This window comes from Candidatus Accumulibacter contiguus (assembly GCF_036625285.1).
Classification (GTDB): Bacteria; Pseudomonadota; Gammaproteobacteria; order Burkholderiales; family Rhodocyclaceae; genus Accumulibacter; species Accumulibacter contiguus.
Genome location: NZ_JAZKUC010000001.1, coordinates 2,212,973 through 2,230,643, shown reverse-complemented (window position 1 = coordinate 2,230,643; position 17,671 = coordinate 2,212,973). Strand labels below are relative to the sequence as shown.

The window sequence follows — 17,671 nt, the reverse complement described above, 5'->3', positions numbered from 1 at the left end:
ACAATCCGCAACGCTGCCGCCGGTATGCCGGTAGCGTTTCTCGGGTAGAGTTGGGGATGCAGAATTTCAACCGGCGGCATAGTGTCTAGTAAAGTGGTGGCAATTCCATTCAGACAACTGGAGCGACTCATGAAAAGGCAATGTCTTGGGCTAGCGCTGTTCGGAATAACTACGCTCGGCTTCGTGGGGTTTGCATCGGCGCAGCAAGTCACGGGTGTTTTGGGTTCGCCCAGCGCCAGCACCACCATTCCCGGCAACCAGTTGCCGCCGCCGCCACCAAAGTTCGGCGGCGTGATCACGCAGGACGCGAAGACCTCCAAGCCCTGGTGGCCGCCGACCGTGGTGCCGCCAAAGGGCGCACCCAACGTGCTGCTGATCATGACCGACGACTCGGGCTTCGGCGTGCCCAGCACCTTCGGCGGCGTGATCCCGACGCCGACGCTGGACCGCATCGCCAAGAACGGCCTGCGCTACACCCAGTTCCATTCGACCGCGCTGTGCTCGCCGACGCGCGCGGCGCTGATCACCGGCCGCAACCACCACGCGGTCGGCTTCGGCCAGGTCAGCGAGTTCGCCACCGGCTTTCCGGGCTACGACTCGGTCATCGGGACCGAGAATGCGACCATCGGGCGCATCCTCTCCGACAACGGCTACGCCACTTCCTGGTTCGGCAAGAACCACAACACGCCAGCGTTCCTGTACAGCGCTGGCGGGCCGTTCGACCAGTGGCCGACGGGCATGGGCTTCCAGTACTTCTACGGCTTCATGGGCGGCGAGTCCGACCAGTGGACGCCCTACCTGTTCCGCAACACGACGCCGGTATTCCCGTGGGTCGGCCAGAAGGACTACAACCTGATCACCGACATGGCGGACGACGCGATCCGCTACATGAAGGAACTCGACGCCGCGACGCCGGACAAGCCCTTCCTCGTCTACTACGTGCCCGGCGCGACGCATTCGCCGCACCACCCGACCAAGGAGTGGATCGACAAGATCAGCGCGATGAAGCTCTTCGACCAGGGCTGGGAGAAGCTGCGCGAGCAGATCTTCGCCAACCAGAAGCGCCTGGGCGTGATCCCGCCAACACTCAGCTCACGCCCTGGCCGGACAGCCTGCCGAAGTGGGAGTCGCTGTCCGCGGTGCAGAAGAAGATCGTCACGCGCCAAGCCGACGTCTTCGCCGCCTACACCGCCTACAACGACCACGAGATCGGGCGCGTGATCCAGGCCGTGCAGGACATGGGCAAGCTCGACAACACGCTCATCATCTACATCAACGGCGACAACGGCACGAGCTCCGAAGGCTCGATGATGGGCACGCCGAACACCATGACGGTCTACAACGGCGTGCTCGAACTGCCCGAGCTCGAGTACCTGCGCTACTACGAATCCTGGGGGTCGGATGCGACCTACCCGCACATGGCGGTGCCCTGGGCCTGGGCTTTCGACACGCCGTTCAAGTGGGTCAAGCAGGTCGCCTCGCACTTCGGCGGCACGCGCCAGGGCATGGCCATCTCCTGGCCCGGCCATATCGACGACGTCGGCGGCATCCGCACCCAGTTCCACCATGTGATCGACGTCGTGCCGACCATCCTCGAAGCCGCCGGCATCCGCGCGCCCGACATGGTCGACGGCATCAAGCAGAAGCCGATCGAGGGCGTGAGCATGGCCTACACCTTCAAGAAGGCCAACGCGAATGCGCCGTCGAAGCGCCAGACGCAGTACTTCGAGATCTTCGCCAACCGCGGCATCTACAAGGACGGCTGGTACGCGGCGACGACGCCGCCCGAGCCGCCCTGGCTCGTCGGCACGAAGGCGCTGCCGCCGGTGCAGGACTACAAGTGGGAGCTCTACAACATCGCCGAGGACTTCTCGCAGGCCAACGACCTCGCGGCCCAGCGCCCCGACAAGCTGAAGGAGTTGCAGGCGGCGTTCATCGCCGAGGCGAACAAGAACCAGGTCTTCCCGCTCGACAACTCGGTGCTGCCGCGCCTGCTGACGCCGCGCCCGAGCGGCGCGGCCGGTCGCACGACCTTCACCTACCGCGGCGTCAACGCCGGCATCCCGGTGGCCAATGCGCCGGCGCTGCTCAACCGCGACTACACGATCACCGCCGAGATCACGGTGCCCAAGGAAGGCGCCGAGGGGATGATCGCGACCATGGGCGGGCGCTTCGGCGGCTACGGCCTGTACCTGCAGAAGGGCAAGCCGGTGTTCGTCTACAACCTGCTGAATCTCAAGCGCACGCGCTTCGAGGGTGGCGTCGGCGGCGAGGACTGGCTCGGCCGTTCGCTCTTGCCCGGCAAGCACACCATCGTGTTCGACTTCAAGTACGACGGCCCCGGCCTCGGCAAGGGCGGCACCGGCACGCTGACGGTCGACGGCCGCGTGCTGTCGCAGCAGAAAATGGAGCACACCATCCCGTTCCTGATGTCGATCGACGAGTCGCTCGACATCGGCTGGATACGCGCTCGCCGGTGGACGAGAGCTACACGCTGCCGTTCCGCTTCACGGGGACGGTCGACAAGGTGACGTACACGGTCAAGCCGGAGCAACTAACAGCCGCTCATCGGGAGGAAATGCGGCAGGCGCTTGCCGTGGCGCACGATACGCCTGCGAAATAGGCTCGTCTAGACGCCCGTCACAGAATAGGATAGTAGGATGGTTTTGTCCTCCGGGCCATGGCGCGCTGCTGTTCTTGAGTAACCGCACCGGGCGACCGCTCGATGCTGTTCCAGACTGTGAGCCGCTGATGGCGCCACCGGCGGCAGTGGGTCCTTAGGCAAAGCTTTGCATAACGACTCGTTGCAGCCTTTCGCACGCAAAGAAGCCGGTCGTTGGCATGCCGCCGCCATGGGCGGCAACGAGTTCTCTGCCTTTTCCCACCGGATCACTCACCTCTTGGGAGTCGCGGAGATCGGTGCACGCAAGTCGTCACGCTCTTCTATACTCGCTGCGGCGGGTTGCTGAAAGAACATTCGAATCATGCGTCTTTCGCCCAGCACTCGGCCCAGTTCCCGGATCACGCAGAGTTGAGAATGACGACAAGCAGGATGATCTGGAGCGCCCAGAAATGCGGCCACACGATTTCGGACAGCAGCTTCTCGTTGCCGGCGAGGATTCCTCCAGCCTCCTTGGTGAAGTCATAAACCCGCTCCAGATAATGGATGAAGCTTGCGACAACATAGTAAATGACCGTCTTCCAGGCGATGTTGTAGATCAACGGCTTCTCTGGAAATCGATTGATTGGCGGCCAATGGTCGGCGAGCAAGACCGCCTTGCCAATGATCAGCGCGGCGAGCGCGATTTGGGCCGACGAAGTGACCGGCAGCCCCGTGCCCTTTGCCATAAGGACTCTGACCAAACCGACGATGTGCAGAGCGATCAAGAAGAAGATGGTTGGTGGCAATACGGCCAGAAGTTCTTCCTTCAGCTTTTCGACAGTTTTGTTCACCGCAGTTACTCCTAGGTTTTGCCGGCGGTGCTTGCTGTATTCACTTACACAGTGATGGCCGGTTTTCGGCCGATACGCGCGGCATGTTGGCAGGTCGAGCCGACCCGTTACAAGGCTTAATCTACGAGGATGCGGACGTTACGCGACAAGCGCGAAATCTGTTCGGCCACGAAACTTGCGCTTGCTGCTCAGTGAACATGAGGTGCACCTGCGCCGGCTTGCCAGGACGGGCGGCCCGAGGCGAATACCGCGAACCCACCTCTCGTACCAACTCTGAGGCTCGCGTTGGCCCGCGCCACCCTCGTTCCGCCAGCATGAGCTTCCGGAACGAGGGTGGGCCGCTGGCACTCCTATGTTCCCACCCGCTTCACTTCGGGCGGGTTCCACGTGCCCGCACCAGGCGGCAGGATCGACGGCGGCTCGGTCTTCGGCCAATACAGGCGCATCACCAGGTAGATGGGGCCGTCCGGCGCGGGCAGCCAGTTCGACTCCTTGTCCTTGCCGGGCGAGTCCTTCTGGACATAGAGCGTGAGCGAGCCGTCCGCGTTCTTCTTCATCGCCGGCAGCATCGGCGAGTTGATCAGGTAGCGGTCGATCGGGTTCTTGATCAGGAACTGGGTCTTGCCGTCGTACATCGTCACCGACCAGAAGGCGTTGACCGGCGGGAACTGGTCCTTGGCGAAGGTCAGCGTGTACTTGTGCTTGCTGCCGTCGAGCACTTCGCCGTTCGCCAGCGTCTTGGTGAGGGGATACATGGCTTCGACGGCATCGTTGCCATAGATGCCGCCCTTGGCGGCCGCGGCGCGCTTCAGCCAGTCGCCGTTGTAGAACGCGCGGTCGCCAAACAGCGAGCCGACCTTCCATCCGTTGATGTCCTTCTGCCCGGCCTCCAGGTACTTCTCGACCTTGCTGTCGCCTTCCTTCATCGCCAGCAGGATGGCGGCCTTGTGCTCAAGCGAAAGGTCTTTGAAGTTGAACTTCTTGCCGGGGCCGATGCCGATGCTGGCGAGCTTGGCGCGGATCGCTTCTTCCTCGGGCCCGGCCGGCGCGAATTGAAGCGCAAAGTCCAGGTAATCGAAGAAGTTGGTCTTCACCATCTCCTTGTCGATCTTCGGGAAATCGATCGCCGGCGCCGCTGGAGGAGCCGGTTGCTTGAGATACGCCGACAGCGGCTGAACCTTGTAGCCCGCCTGCACCTTCTCGACGTTGGGCATGTCCTTGGCGTCGATGAGTTGCGTGCGGTACGCGGCGAGCGAGAAATCAGTGGTCGAGCGGAACACCTTCTTGATGCCCGCCGGTGTTTCGCCCTTCCAGTTCGGCCCGACGACCAGGTAGTCGCCGGCGTCATTGCCGGTGGCGCGGCTGCCGATGTAGCCGTAGTTGAAGGTGTTGCCGTCGTTCAGCATCACCGAGTAGTAGCGGTTCTTGTCCACCGCCGGCACCGAGAGTACCAGCGGCTCCGCGCGCAGGTCCATCCACAGCAACGAGTAGGGCGTGTCGCTGTTGGGCGTCACGATTGCCGTGTCCTGGTAGGTGAAGACGCGGGCCTCGTTGTGGATCTGGTTGAACGGTGCTTTCCACTGGCCCGAGTTCTTGTCGATCACGTATTCATACATGACCGCGTAGTTCATGACGATCGGCAGGCCGTAGACGAAGCCTTCCTCGGCGATCGCCTTGACCTCGGCGAGGCTCGGCGCGGCCACCCCGGCTGCGACGTCCTTCTTCGCCGCTTGCGTGACGGGGTCGGCGGGCTTGTTGCAGCCGACCAGCAGCGCGGCGGCCATGGCGACGCCCATGGCGCCACTGAGCAGTGTGCGTTTCAACATTGCGATTGCCACCGCCGATGCGATGCCGAAAATTCGGGGAATATGGCCATTTCTTGTGTTCTCCATTAAGAGTCGATGAAGTAGGTCGCCCATTGCGCGAGGGTTGGATCATATTCTAAGCTATACATATCGACGCGCAAATTGTGAAAACCAGACAACGGGGAGGCCCAATGCAAGCGATTCCGAGTTATCGATTTTTGTCTGTCCCTGCGATCGTGGCGAGCTTTCTGGCAAGAGCCCGTGGACGAACTTCGCTGGCGGTCGTTCGGGCGTGGACTTGCGCATTCGCCGGAGCGCTGGGGATCGCTGTTGCCTCCGCGCCGGCCGCGGCGCAGGGCCATCCCGAACTGCAAGCCAACGCGCGCGCGGCCCTGAGCAGCCTCGAGGCGCAAGATCCCCTCGCTGCCACGCTCGCAAAGCGCGCGGTCGCCGTCTTGGTGTTTCCGGAGGTAACGAAGGCGGGGTTCCTGATCGGCGGTGAATATGGCAACGGCATCATGTTCCGGGGCGAACGCTTCGCCGGGCACTACAACACCGCCGGCGTATCGTACGGACTGCAGGCGGGCGCGCAGACCTTCGGCTACGCGTTGTTCTTCATGAACGAGCGGGCGTTGCAGGCTTTGGATGCCGCGGGCGGTTTGCAGGTCGGCGTCGGCCCGAGTGTCGTCGTCCTGGATCAGGGCAAGGCCAAGTCGCTCACATCGGAGACGCTGACCAGCGACGCGTATGCCTTCGTCTTCGGCCAGCAAGGGCTGATGGCGGGCGTGGGTCTGGAGGGCACCAAGATCACCAAGCTTAATCAGTAACAGCCGAAGAGCGCGCTGACGTCGAAATGCCGAGCACGGCAGCGGCCGCAGCCCTTGTCGTGAGTCGTTGAGCGCGGGCGAGGCCGCTGGCGCGCCGCGGCTCTTTCCCATGAATCGCGGAGCCCTGCTCCGATGCTTGGCCAACACCCGATCTTCGTCATCTCCGTCGCAGCGGTGGTCGCTCCACTGCTGGCGCAGACGCGCGAGGGATCGCGAGTGCCCGTCGTCGTGATCGAAGTGCTGCTCGGAGTCCTCAGCGGGCCACACGTCCTGCGCTTGACCGAATTCGAGCCCTCCATGTCTGTATGCACGCCGCGCACCACACACCGTGCAATTTCCCGCAAGGTGAGCCCCTCAGGAGGGAAGAGTGGCCCGGCGCGATTGAATAAGGCCAACTCCGGGCGCCCGAGTGGAGGGCCGAAGTGTAAAGGAACCGCGCGAACCTTAGTGAAAACGCGGGCGTACGCAAGGAGAAAAGACCAACCCAACGAGGGGGGCGTCGTCTTGTTTGGTGGAAGGATGAGCGCTGGCTGTTCGTACTCTATCTCTTCAACCGCGAAGTCGTGGGTTGGTCACTGATGGCACGCATGGCATTGGATCTCGTCACGGATTCGTTGATCATGGCCTGAGTCTGGCAGCATGGAATCGACCGTTTCGCAGACGAATACGATTTTGAGAGGTGGCTTCCCGCCAGCCTTCGCTCTCCGCTCTGAACACGTCCACGCACACCCTCCGGTAAGCAAAGTTGATGAAAACGATGTACGATTAGTTTCCAGCCACTTGATCGATTGGAGAACGAAAATGAAGAGTCTTGTGGTATCCCTGACGGCTGCCGTGCTCATGACTGCAGCTGCCAGCACTGCCGTTGCTGTGGAATGCGCCGAAGGGGTCCGGCATGCCGGATGCGTCGGTCGCGAGGGCGCAGTGGAAGTGCGTAGGCCCGTCGCGGAGCCGGCGAAGGAAGTCGTGGTCGCACCACAGAAAGAAGTCGTCGTTGCACCGAAGAAAGAAGTTGTTGTAGTGCCCGAGAAAGAGGTAATCGCTGGCCCGTGCCGTATTATTGACGGAAGGCGAGTCTGCCGCTGAAATCGCCCTGACGGCGCAGTGATGCCGCGCGCCGAAACCGCCTTGCCTTTGGGCGCGCCTTCCCTGAACGCGGATAGCTGCTTCGGCAAGACTGCTGTCCGCTGGGGTTTGAACTTCTTGGTCAGCAATTGGAGTAGCAAACGGCCGTTGCCCCGGGTTCTTTCCACCCGGGGCAACGGCCGGACCTAGCCGAAAACGGCCCGCCAGCTAATAGCCTGACGGCATTTCGCGCTCGTCGGAACGGCGCCGCTGTCCCCTCCGCCTACCAATGCCACGAATCAACCGCTTGATTGGACCACGTATAAGCTGTTGATTCATAATGGTGCAATTTCGTGAACTCGTGGACTTCGGTCTCCAGCGGGCAGCGAGGCCGGAGAGAAAAATGGCCAAGAGAGAGTGAAAACGGCCAAATCCGGGCGCCCGCGCGAAGCGCCGAAGTCCACAGGAACCCGCACGAACCCGCGCAAACACGCGGGAGTACGCAAAAAAAGACCAACCCGATGAGGGGTTGGTCTTCTTGTTTGGTGGGCCCGCAGGGACTTGAACCCTGGACCAAAGGATTATGCTTACCACTACGGCTTTCGTCGCCTCATCCGAGTTTGTGGTCTGGACTATACCTTCCCGTTACAGGCTGGCCGTCTAGTCTCTACACCTTTCCCCTTCCTGCCGGGGCTTGGCTCGGTATTGGCATGTCCTGATGGAGTTAGCGTTCACCGAATTTGACCAGTTCTACCCGCCACCAGATCGAAACTGATCACGGGCAACCCTTGAGGCCAGCCCGACATCCGACGATGTTCGGAATGACCTCGCTAAGTCCTCTGCTCTGACCAACTGAGCTACAGGCCCGGGACTGTATTCTACAGGTTTACCGCCCGATCGGCAGGATTCAAGGCAGCGCGCGCAAGGCAGCATGCAGGGTACCACCCTCAGCCTCGCGACCTTCGGAGTCACCGGCGCCGACTCAGCGAACGGATCAGAGACCAGCGCCGGCCGCGGGCATCACGTTGGCCTCGGCGAGACAGTCTTCGATGCGGTTCATCGTCTGAGCGATGTCTTCGTCGAGGCCGATCGAAAAGCGGATCAGTCCGTCGCTCAGGCCCGCCGCCGCGCGTTCATCGAGGGGGATCTCGGAAGACGTGCTGTGGCCGGGTGTCGTGAACAGCGTCTTGAAGTACCCGAGGCTCACCGCCAGGTAGCCGACCTTGTCGCGCTGCAGCAGCGTCATCAGGCGATTGGCGGCAGCATGGTTGCCGGCGTCGAGCGTCATCATTCCGCCCCAGCCGTAGCCGTGGTTCATCAGCCGCGCCAGGAGTGCGTGGTGCGGATGACTGGCCAGCCCCGGGTAGTGCACCGGGTAGCCCAGCGCTTCGAGGCGGCTCGCCAGATAGAGGGCGTTGGCACCGTGCTGGCGCAGGCGCACGTGCAGGCTGTGGAGATTTTTCAGGATGCTGGCGGCGCGTGTGCTGTCGAGCACGGGACCGAGGAGCATGCTTGGGCCGGCATTGATATCGTTCAGTCGGGCGATGAATTCGTGCGACGAAACGACGCAACCGGCGACGCAGTCACTGGTGCCGTTGACGAACTTGGTCAGGCTATGCACGACGATGTCGGCCCCGTGACGGAGTGGCGACAGAATCATCGGCGTGAAGGTGTTGTCGACCACCAGCCGCGCGCCGCCGGCGTGCGCGATGGCCGCCAGCGCCGGCAGGTCGCTGACTTCCAGCAGCGGATTGCTCAGCGATTCACAGTACAGGACGCGCGTACGCGGGGTCATCGCGGCGCGCACGGCGTCGTGGTTGCAGAGGTCAACGAAGCGGGTGTTCACGCCGAAGCGCGGCAACAGATTCTTGAGCAAGGCATAGGTGCCTCCGTAGATACTGCGACCACAGACGATCTCGTCGCCGGCGCCGCACAGCGTCATCAGCGTGGTGCTGATCGCGCCCATCCCCGACGCCATGACCTGCGCGGATTCGCCGTCTTCCATCCGCTCCAGCGCGCTCGCCAGATACTTGTTGGTCGGGTTGAAATGGCGCGAGTAGAGGAAGCAGCCCTCGATTTCGTGTTCGAACAGTTCCGCCATTCGCTCGGGGCTCAGGAAGGTGTAGGTGGATGAGTCGGTGATCGATGGGTTGACGTCGCCGAACTCACCGAACACCAGATAGTCCTGAACGCGCGATGCTGGATTGAAAGCCATGCTGGTACCCTCCGGCTGGTGATGGGGAACACCAACCGTAGCACGTACGGGTCGCCGAGGGCAAAGGAATACCGCCGGTATTGGCCTGATCCTTACCCTCACTTGACTCCGCTACCACTCAAAAAGGCGCTGGTGCCGTTAGATTTCCTGTCCTTTGGGCCGCGGCAATTTGCGGTCAGCGGCAATATTTGCCGGAAATCCGGCAACTGCCGCCGTAATGTTCGTGCAGAGCGACAGCGAAGCCGTTGCCAGCAGCAGCTGCAGATATGGCATGAGTATTGCTTTGGTGCTGATCATTACTTCTTCAGAGGAGACTACCTTGGTCGGCAAGTTGGACAGCACGCTTTTCGTGGAGCAGCAGGCGCTGACGCTGCGTGCCAATCGGCAGCAGGTTCTGGCGGGGAATATCGCCAACGCCGATACTCCGCACTATCAGGCCAGGGACTTCGATTTTGCTGCAGCGCTGAAGAATGCCGTTACTGGCAGAGGGGAAGGCAGGCTGCACCTGACAACTACTTCTGCGCGCCATTTTCAGGGCAGTGCGGAAGCTGACGCGGTGCGCCTGATGTATCGCCAGGCCAGCCAGGCGAGTGCCGATGGCAATACTGTCGATATGGATGTGGAGCGGACGCAGTTTGCCGAAAACGCCATTCACTATGAGGCTGGCATGAGCTTTCTCAGCGGCAAGGTCAAGACCCTGCTCGCGGCCTTGCAGCCCTAATCACCATGAGCATGTTCAATACCTTTCACGTGGCCGGCAGTGCAGTGACCGCGCAGGCGATACGCCTCAACGCGGTTGCCAGCAACCTGGCGAACGTGGACAGCGTGCTCGGTTCGGACGGCAAGCCATATCGGGCGAAACAGGTGGTATTTGCGGCAACACCGATGGGCAACGCTGCGGCACAAGGGGTGCGGGTCACGCAGGTGGTCGAGGACAGCAGTCCGGGGCGCATGGTTTATGACCCACGCAATCCTGCGGCCGACGAAAAAGGCTATGTCGCGATGCCCAATGTGAACGTGGTCGATGAAATGACCAACATGATCTCGGCATCGCGCGCCTACCAGACCAACGTCGAAGTGATGAATACTGCCAAGCAGCTGCTGCTCAAGACGCTGACGCTTGGTCAGTAGCCATCGAACAGGAGGAACGCATGAACACCGTGCAATCAGTCAACTCAAGCAGCGACGTCTTTGCGGCGATCAATGCCCAGTCAAAGGCCGGAACAGCCGATGCGAGTTCGAGCAGTGAGGAAGTCCAGAACCGCTTTCTCAAGTTGCTGGTGACACAACTGAAGAATCAGGATCCGCTCAACCCGCTCGACAATGCTGCGGTGACCACGCAGATTTCGCAGATCAGTACGGTGACCGGTATCGAGAATCTGAACGCGACGATGCAGACCTTGCTGAGCAACTTCAACGACGGCCAGTCGATGCAGGCGGCGGGGCTGCTTGGCAAGCACGTTCTGGTCCCCGGCTCCCGGCTTGCTCTGAGCGACGGTGAAGCCGGCGGCGGTGCCAATCTTGCCGGCCCGGCCGACAAGGTGACGCTGTCGATCCTCGATGCCGCTGGCAAGGTAGTGCAAAGTCAGAACCTGGGTGCGCGCGAGGCCGGCAGCTTCAGCTTCACCTGGGATGGCCAGACCGATGCCGGTACGGCAGCACCGCCAGGCACCTACAGTTTCACGATCACTGCCGTGCGTGGCAGCGAAAGCGTGGCCGCAGAAACGATGCAGTTGGGTACGGTTTCTGCCTTGGTCAGGGACAAAGGTGCTTTCCAGCTTGAACTCGCTGGGCTGGGCAGAGTGGATTTCAACAAGGTACAGCAGATTTTCTAGGAGCAGGGGGTCAACCATGAGTTTCCAACAGGGTTTGAGTGGTCTGAATGCGTCGGCCGCGTCGCTGAATGTGATCGGCAACAACGTCGCCAACGTCGCCACCGTCGGTTTCAAGAGAGCGGATGCGCACTTTTCGGATCTCTACGCGGCTTCGCTGGGTATCGGGTCCGGTTCGCAGATCGGTATCGGGGTGACGGTTTCGGCGGTCCAGCAACAGTTCACCCAGGGTAATCTGACGACTACCAGCAATCCCCTGGACCTGGCACTCAATGGTCCCGGCTATTTTCGCATGAGTCATGAAGGGGCAATCACCTATACACGCAACGGCCAGTTTCACCTCGACAAGGAAGGTTACGTCATCAACGACAAGAACCTTCGTCTGACCGGTTATCCGGTCGCTGAGAATGGTGACATTTCCCCGACCAACCCGGTCGAGATACAGTTGTCTGCCAGCCAGATTCCGCCGCGGGCAACCAGCGATCCGCTGGCGGGAGACATCAGCGCGGTGCTCAATCTCAACGCCCTCGACCCGATCCCGCTGGTGGCGACCTTCGATCCGGCCAATACGCAATCGTATAATTTCTCGACCGCCCTGAACGTTTTCGACACCCTCGGGGTGATGCACAACTTGAGCACTTACTACGTTCGTACGGCAACTCCCGGTACCTGGGACATCTATGCGACGCTTGATGGGGTGGTGTCTGCGGATGCTGCTCCAGGGGGTCGGAGTCTGGTATTCGATACCACGGGGGTGCTGACGAGCGTGGTGCCAGCACCGGCTGCAGGAGACCCCTTGTACTCCATTCCGATGCCTGAATGGGATCTGACGGACGGTGCCACCACGCCCTGGTCGCCGGGAAGCATCGATTACACCGACACCACCCAGTTCGGGAATGATTCGACCGTCGATCGCCTGATCCAGGGGGGGTATGCCGCTGGCAGTCTGGTGGGCGTGGGCGTTTCGAGAGACGGAATCCTGCAGGGTCGCTACAGCAACAGTCAGTCGCGCAACCTCGGGCAGGTCGTGCTTGCCAATTTCAGCGACTCCAACGGTCTGCTGAATCTGGGCAACAATGAATGGAGTGAGACTTCGACCTCAGGCCCGCCATTGCTCGGTGCGCCGGGGACAGGAACGCGCGCCGTGATCCAGTCGGCGACGGTGGAAGACTCGAACGTCGATCTCACCAAGGAACTGGTCGACATGATCTCCGCACAGCGCAACTATCAGGCCAATGCACAAACGATCAAGACCCAGGATCAGGTCATGCAGACCCTGGTGAACCTGCGCTAACGGTCATGACTTTTTCAGGCACCCTCGATCATGAAAGTCATGACCGTTTCCCTCTCCCCACGGCCCCTCCCCCGCGAGTGGGGAGGGGAGATTCATGAGTCGCTGACGCGACTTTCACATTAAGCGCAACAGCGGAAGAAAGCGACGAAGACCGTGGATCGTCTGATCTACACCGCAATGAGTGGCGCCAAACAGGCTTTCCTGCAGCAGGCCGGCGTTGCGCAGAATCTGGCCAATGTCACCACGATTGCTTATCGTGCCATGGAGCACCGTTTCCGCGCCGCGCAGGTGCTTGGCGCGGGTGCGCCGACGCGGGCATTCGCAGTCGATGCGTCGCTGGCCAATGTCTTCGAACAGGGTCCGCTGACGGTTACCGGGCGGCCACTCGACGTCGCGGTCAACGGCGCCGGCTGGATCGCCGTGCAGGGGGCCGACGGTCGCGAGGCGTATACGCGTGCCGGCAATCTCAAGACCGATGCCAATGGGGTGCTGCAGACCAGTTCGGGCTTCAACGTGCTCGGCGAGGGCGGGCCGATCTCGCTGCCGCCGGACAACAACATCACGATTGCTCCGGACGGGACGGTATCGAGCATCCCGCGGCTCGGCGCAGGGGCAATCAACAACGCCAGCGCGGTCGGCCGCATCAAGCTGGTCAATCCGCCGGAGAACGATCTGGTGCGCGGCGATGACGGACTCTTCCGCACCCGCAACGGCGACGAGACGGTTGCCGACGAGAACGTCAAGCTCGTTCCGGAGGCGCTTGAGGGCAGCAACGTCAACTCGGTGGACTCGATGGTGCGGATGATCAGTCTGGCGCGCCAGTTCGAAATGCAGATCAAGATGTTGCAGACGGCGGACAGCAATGCGCGCGCAGCCACCCAGATTCTCACGATCAACGCCTGACAGGAATACCGATGATCCGCTCGCTATGGACCGCCAGTACCGGCCTCAATGCCCAACAGGTGCAAATCGACATCATTGCCAACAACCTGGCAAACGTCAGCACCAACGGTTTCAAGCAGGCGCGCGGCATTTTCGCGGATCTCCTCTATCAGACCCTGCGTCAGCCGGGAGCCCAGTCGTCACAGACCACCCAGATTCCCGATGGTCTGCAGATTGGCCTCGGGACGACACCGGTGTCTACGGGCCGCATCTTCACGCAGGGTTCGCTCCAGCAAACCGGTAACAGCCTCGATCTGGCGATCGACGGCGCCGGTTTCTTTCAGGTTCTGCTGCCCGATGGCACCACCGCCTATACGCGCGATGGTTCGTTTCAGAAAGACAATCAGGGGCAGATCGTTACGGCCAATGGCTATCCCTTGCAGCCCGCGATCACGATTCCACAGAATGCCGTGACGATCACCATCGGGACCGATGGCGTGGTCAGCATCACGCAGCCGAATTCGCCAGCAACCGTGCAGATCGGGACCATTCAGGTGGCGACCTTCATCAACAACGGTGGTTTGCAGAGCGTCGGCGACAATCTCTACCTGGAGACCGCATCGAGTGGTACTCCAACTCCCAATACGCCGGGAACCAATGGTTCCGGAGTCGTCCTGCAGAACTTCGTCGAGGCGTCCAACGTGAACGTGGCGCAGGAACTGGTGATGATGATCCAGACGCAGCGGGCCTACGAACTCAACTCCAAGGTGGTGTCGACTTCGGACGCGATGCTGGCGCGTCTGACCCAGTTGTAGGAGGATGATCATGAGTAAATGGCTCGTCGCGAGGCCGCTGCTGATGCTGCCTGTATTTCTGCTGGGGGCATGTACGACGGTGCCGCCAACCAACGTCCATCAACCGATGAGCGCACGCCCCGCGCAGCGGCCCGATGCGCTCGCTGCCAGCCTCGCGGCGACGGGCAGCATTTACCAGGCCGGAACATCGCGAACACTGTTCGAAGACCGGCGCGCTCGTTATGTCGGCGATACGATCACGGTGACGATCACCGAGAATACTTCGGCGGCCACCAAGTCGAACAACAGCCTCTCCAAAACCGGCAGCATCAGCGCCTCGTCCGGACCAAACGTCAATCTGCCCGGCAAGTCGCTGATTGAACTGAAAGGCAGTAGCAGCAACACGGCTGCCGGCAAGGGGGAGGCCGCCGCCAACAACGTGTTTACCGGCACCATCACGGTGACGGTCATCGAGGTGCTGGCGAACGGCAACCTGCTCGTCTCCGGTGAGAAGCAGGTGGCGATCGGGCATGGGCAGGAATACATCCGCCTGTCGGGAATCGTCAATCCCTACTTCGTGAATGCCGCCAATACCATTGCGTCTTCCCAGATTGCCGATGCCCGCATCGAATACAAGGAAAGCGGCGCGATCAGTGAAGCGCAGGTCATGGGCTGGCTGGCGCGCTTCTTCCTGACTTTCCTGCCCTTCTGAGGAGAACCGGCGATGGCATGGATCATGAATACTCGAGCCGGCAGGGAGCTGCGTCGGACAGCCATGCTGGCGGTCCTGGCGGCGTTGTTCTGCGCTCCGGCCGCGGCCGAGCGGATCAAGGACCTGGCTTCGGTGCAGGGGGTACGCAACAACCAGCTGATTGGCTACGGCTTGGTCGTGGGCCTGGATGGTAGTGGTGACCAGACGACGCAGACTCCATTTACCACGCAAAGCATCATCAACATGCTGGCGCAACTCGGGACGACCTTGCCGACGACGCAATCTCTGCAGCTCAAGAACGTCGCCGCGGTGATGGTGACTGCCAACCTGCCTCCCTTTGCGAGGGTTGGGCAGCAGATCGACATCACCGTGTCGTCGATGGGCAACGCCAAGAGTCTACGTGGCGGGACGCTGCTGATGACGCCGCTGAAAGGTGCCGATGGGCAGATCTACGCACAGGCGCAAGGCAATTTGCTGGTGGCCGGCGCGGGAGCCGCAGCGGCCGGGAGCAAGGTGGTGGTCAACCACCTGCTTGCCGGGCGAGTGGTGGGCGGTGCCACCGTCGAACGCGAGGTGCCGACGGCACTCGGGCAGGGCGCATTCATTCATTACGAGATGGCGACGACCGACTTCGGGACCACCCAGCGGGTGGTCGAGGTCATCAACCGGGAGATTGGTCCGGGTACAGCGCAGGCGGTGGATGGTCGCCTGATTCGCGTGCTCGCTCCCGAGGAAGCGAATAGCCGGGTGGCTTTCCTGGGGCGAGTCGAGTCTCTCGAAGTGCGCCCGACCCAAACCGTCGCCAAGGTGATCATCAATCCGCGTACCGGTTCGGTGGTCATGAACCAGACGGTCACCATCGACTCCTGCGCGGTGGCGCATGGTAATCTGTCGGTGATCATCAATAGCGAGCAGAAAGTCAGTCAGCCCAACGCGCTGGCTGGCGGACAGACGGTCACCACGACACAGAGCGAGATCGAGGTCAAACAGGGAGGAGGGGCGTTGATCCAGCTGAAAGCGGGCGTCAGTCTTGCCGAGGTGGTCAAGGCGATCAATGCGCTGGGCGCCGGCCCGCAGGATCTGTTGTCCATCCTGCAGTCGATGAAAGCTGCGGGCGCGCTGCGCGCCGACCTCGAAATCATCTGAACCCATGTCGAGCAGAACACCAAGGGGAGCCCTTCACTGATGAATTCCGCCAATCTCGGCGTCAATCGTCTGGCGATCGATCCGACCCTGGGCGGCGATCTGCGCGCCAGACTCCGAGCGGATCCGCAAGCCGGCGTGCGGCAGGCCGCGCGACAGTTCGAAGGCATGCTGCTGCACCTGATGTTGAAAAGCATGCGTGATGCGTCTACCGTCGGTGGGCTGCTCGACAGCGATCAGAGCCGCTTTTTCACCACTATCGGTGACCAGCAAATGGCGCAGGATCTCGCTGCGCAAACGCCGCTGGGTTTCGCCGCATTGATCGAAAAGCAGCTGGCGCGACAGATGACTGCCGGCACTGCGGCTGCGGCGACTTCTCCCCTCGAACTGCTGCAGCAGTCGTTGCCTGCGCAGATCAAGGCGAGTACGGCGACCATCAGGTCCATGACCGGAGCCCAGCGCAGCACAGCCGCACTCCCCGTGGCAAACAGCGGCGCGCTGAGCACGGCCGGCACGTCATCCGGTGCGCGTGCTTTTGTCGATCGCGTCTGGCCGCAGGCTGTCGAGGCGGCAGCGCTGACCGGCGTGCCCGCGCATTTTCTTGTCGCACAGTCGGCACTCGAGAGTGGCTGGGGCAAACGTGAGATCAAGGCCGCCGATGGTTCGCCAAGCTTCAATCTGTTCGGGATCAAGGCCGGGCGGAGCTGGTCGGGACCGACAGCCGAAGTGCAGACCACCGAATTCGTCAAGGGAGAGGCACAATCGGTACGCGCCAGGTTCCGCGTCTATGGTTCGTATGCCGAGGCCTTTCGCGACTATGCAAAAGTCCTGAGCAGTAATCCCCGCTTTGCCGGGGTCATTGGGCAGCAGGATGGCACGCAGTTTGCGCGTTCCCTGCAGCAGGCGGGCTATGCCACTGACCCGATGTACGCCGACAAGCTGGCTCGCATCATCAGCGGACCGATGCTGCGGCAGGCGCTAAGCGCTTAAAAGCGTGTTGATTAATTTGCCTGGAGCCGGTAAGCGGTCTTGGGTAAGTTCTCCGACATTCCGAGACGGCATTTCCTCATGGATTAGCTGTTGAAATGTCGGAAGACTTCTTCACAACCGCTTAGTGGTGAGCGGTGAGCGTCTCAAGGGCAAGATCGGGGTCATGCCGCAGCCGGCGCGTATCGAACTGCTGACCTGGCTGAAATCCCGCTACTGACGCATGAGCGCAAACCACCCACTCGATGCGGAGTTGCGTGATCTCTGGAGCCGCCGGCGTGACCTTGATCAGGCCGGCTGGACACGACTGTACGAGATCTCCGCGACCGTCCTGATGAACTACAAGCCGCGTGAACTGGCCGGCCTGCCCGAAGACCGTGAGGTCTATGTCACAAAGCCCTATCAACGGGCAGGTCTGACGGACAGTGCCTTCTGGAACCCTTGCCCCGCCTGCCTTTCCGGGGCGGAAAAGGTGAACGGGGGCAAGAACCGGGCCAACAATGCTTCCATCATTCCTCGGAAAATTCTTCCTGTACTCTTTCAATACCTTGCAGCGGGGTGAACGTCGAAGAAACCTGTCGAATTGTCAAGGAGCGAGGCGACGGCGTCAGTCTACCACGTCCCCGCGCGCATCAGGCGTCGTCGAGATGCCAGAAACGCGG

15 protein-coding genes and 1 pseudogene are annotated in these 17,671 nt (G+C 61.6%); 12 read left to right on the top strand and 4 right to left on the bottom strand.

Annotated elements, in window-relative coordinates; translation table 11 throughout:
* Positions 1–129: 129 nt before the first annotated feature.
* Positions 130–2,623 (top strand): annotated as a pseudogene (locus V5B59_RS10940) (arylsulfatase).
* A 398-nt stretch (positions 2,624–3,021) separates the two neighbouring features.
* Here the strand turns inward: V5B59_RS10940 and V5B59_RS10935 are convergent.
* Both V5B59_RS10935 and V5B59_RS10930 read right to left on the bottom strand, forming a co-directional pair.
* Positions 3,022–3,453 (bottom strand): hypothetical protein, encoded by a 432-nt coding sequence (locus V5B59_RS10935; protein WP_308240078.1) that lies wholly within the window; start codon positions 3,451–3,453, stop codon positions 3,022–3,024.
* A 350-nt stretch (positions 3,454–3,803) separates the two neighbouring features.
* Complete coding sequence (locus tag V5B59_RS10930; protein ID WP_169069820.1) at positions 3,804–5,279, bottom strand: DUF1254 domain-containing protein; 1,476 nt, start codon at positions 5,277–5,279, stop codon at positions 3,804–3,806.
* A 170-nt stretch (positions 5,280–5,449) separates the two neighbouring features.
* On the opposite strand from V5B59_RS10930, the gene V5B59_RS10925 reads away from it, so the two are divergent.
* A complete protein-coding gene (locus tag V5B59_RS10925) occupies positions 5,450–6,085 on the top strand; it encodes a YSC84-related protein (protein WP_169069821.1) in 636 nt (211 codons plus the stop codon).
* A 2,059-nt stretch (positions 6,086–8,144) separates the two neighbouring features.
* Here the strand turns inward: V5B59_RS10925 and V5B59_RS10915 are convergent.
* Both V5B59_RS10915 and V5B59_RS10910 read right to left on the bottom strand, forming a co-directional pair.
* Positions 8,145–9,365, bottom strand: coding sequence for a PLP-dependent transferase (locus tag V5B59_RS10915; protein WP_169069822.1), 1,221 nt, complete (start codon positions 9,363–9,365; stop codon positions 8,145–8,147).
* A 138-nt stretch (positions 9,366–9,503) separates the two neighbouring features.
* Entirely contained in the window at positions 9,504–9,662 is a 159-nt protein-coding gene (locus V5B59_RS10910; protein WP_169069823.1) for a hypothetical protein, read from the bottom strand.
* 22 nt (positions 9,663–9,684) lie between these two features.
* Here V5B59_RS10910 and flgB point away from each other — a divergent pair, with 22 nt between their 5' ends.
* The 10 genes from flgB (at position 9,685) to V5B59_RS10860 (ending at position 17,571) form a co-directional block, all read left to right on the top strand.
* A complete protein-coding gene (flgB, locus tag V5B59_RS10905; protein WP_169069824.1) occupies positions 9,685–10,086 on the top strand; it encodes a flagellar basal body rod protein FlgB in 402 nt (133 codons plus the stop codon).
* 5 nt (positions 10,087–10,091) lie between these two features.
* The gene (flgC, locus tag V5B59_RS10900) at positions 10,092–10,496 is read left to right on the top strand and encodes a flagellar basal body rod protein FlgC (protein WP_169069825.1); all 405 of its coding nucleotides are present in this window, start codon (positions 10,092–10,094) and stop codon (positions 10,494–10,496) included.
* Positions 10,497–10,516: 20 nt separating this feature from the next.
* On the top strand, positions 10,517–11,200 hold the full coding sequence (locus V5B59_RS10895; protein WP_169069826.1) for a flagellar hook assembly protein FlgD: 684 nt from the start codon (positions 10,517–10,519) through the stop codon (positions 11,198–11,200).
* Between the two features lie 16 nt (positions 11,201–11,216).
* Positions 11,217–12,491 carry a flagellar hook protein FlgE gene (gene flgE, locus V5B59_RS10890; protein WP_034909514.1) on the top strand — a complete coding sequence of 425 codons (1,275 nt, stop codon included), beginning with the start codon at positions 11,217–11,219 and terminating at the stop codon, positions 12,489–12,491.
* Between the two features lie 153 nt (positions 12,492–12,644).
* Positions 12,645–13,394, top strand: coding sequence for a flagellar basal-body rod protein FlgF (gene flgF / locus V5B59_RS10885; RefSeq protein WP_169069827.1), 750 nt, complete (start codon positions 12,645–12,647; stop codon positions 13,392–13,394).
* A gap of 11 nt (positions 13,395–13,405) precedes the next feature.
* Positions 13,406–14,188 carry a flagellar basal-body rod protein FlgG gene (gene flgG, locus V5B59_RS10880; protein ID WP_169069828.1) on the top strand — a complete coding sequence of 261 codons (783 nt, stop codon included), beginning with the start codon at positions 13,406–13,408 and terminating at the stop codon, positions 14,186–14,188.
* A gap of 10 nt (positions 14,189–14,198) precedes the next feature.
* Positions 14,199–14,879, top strand: a complete 681-nt coding sequence (locus V5B59_RS10875; RefSeq protein WP_169069829.1) for a flagellar basal body L-ring protein FlgH — start codon at positions 14,199–14,201, stop codon at positions 14,877–14,879.
* A gap of 12 nt (positions 14,880–14,891) precedes the next feature.
* Positions 14,892–16,025 carry a flagellar basal body P-ring protein FlgI gene (locus tag V5B59_RS10870; RefSeq protein WP_211203337.1) on the top strand — a complete coding sequence of 378 codons (1,134 nt, stop codon included), beginning with the start codon at positions 14,892–14,894 and terminating at the stop codon, positions 16,023–16,025.
* 39 nt (positions 16,026–16,064) lie between these two features.
* A complete protein-coding gene (gene flgJ / locus V5B59_RS10865; protein ID WP_169069830.1) occupies positions 16,065–17,012 on the top strand; it encodes a flagellar assembly peptidoglycan hydrolase FlgJ in 948 nt (315 codons plus the stop codon).
* Positions 17,013–17,262: 250 nt separating this feature from the next.
* On the top strand, positions 17,263–17,571 hold the full coding sequence (locus V5B59_RS10860; protein ID WP_169069831.1) for a hypothetical protein: 309 nt from the start codon (positions 17,263–17,265) through the stop codon (positions 17,569–17,571).
* Positions 17,572–17,671 lie beyond the last annotated feature (100 nt).

Bases quoted from the DNA above. Each gene is read 5' to 3' on its own strand.
- flgE (WP_034909514.1), top strand. From the start codon at position 11,217: ATGAGTTTCCAACAGGGTTTGAGTGGTCTGAATGCGTCGGCCGCGTCG.
- V5B59_RS10910 (WP_169069823.1), bottom strand. From the start codon at position 9,662: ATGATCAGCACCAAAGCAATACTCATGCCATATCTGCAGCTGCTGCTG.
- flgJ (WP_169069830.1), top strand. From the start codon at position 16,065: ATGAATTCCGCCAATCTCGGCGTCAATCGTCTGGCGATCGATCCGACC.
- V5B59_RS10925 (WP_169069821.1), top strand. From the start codon at position 5,450: ATGCAAGCGATTCCGAGTTATCGATTTTTGTCTGTCCCTGCGATCGTG.
- V5B59_RS10930 (WP_169069820.1), bottom strand. From the start codon at position 5,279: ATGTTGAAACGCACACTGCTCAGTGGCGCCATGGGCGTCGCCATGGCC.
- flgC (WP_169069825.1), top strand. From the start codon at position 10,092: ATGAGCATGTTCAATACCTTTCACGTGGCCGGCAGTGCAGTGACCGCG.
- V5B59_RS10870 (WP_211203337.1), top strand. From the start codon at position 14,892: ATGGCATGGATCATGAATACTCGAGCCGGCAGGGAGCTGCGTCGGACA.
- V5B59_RS10895 (WP_169069826.1), top strand. From the start codon at position 10,517: ATGAACACCGTGCAATCAGTCAACTCAAGCAGCGACGTCTTTGCGGCG.
- V5B59_RS10915 (WP_169069822.1), bottom strand. From the start codon at position 9,365: ATGGCTTTCAATCCAGCATCGCGCGTTCAGGACTATCTGGTGTTCGGT.
- flgG (WP_169069828.1), top strand. From the start codon at position 13,406: ATGATCCGCTCGCTATGGACCGCCAGTACCGGCCTCAATGCCCAACAG.
- V5B59_RS10875 (WP_169069829.1), top strand. From the start codon at position 14,199: ATGAGTAAATGGCTCGTCGCGAGGCCGCTGCTGATGCTGCCTGTATTT.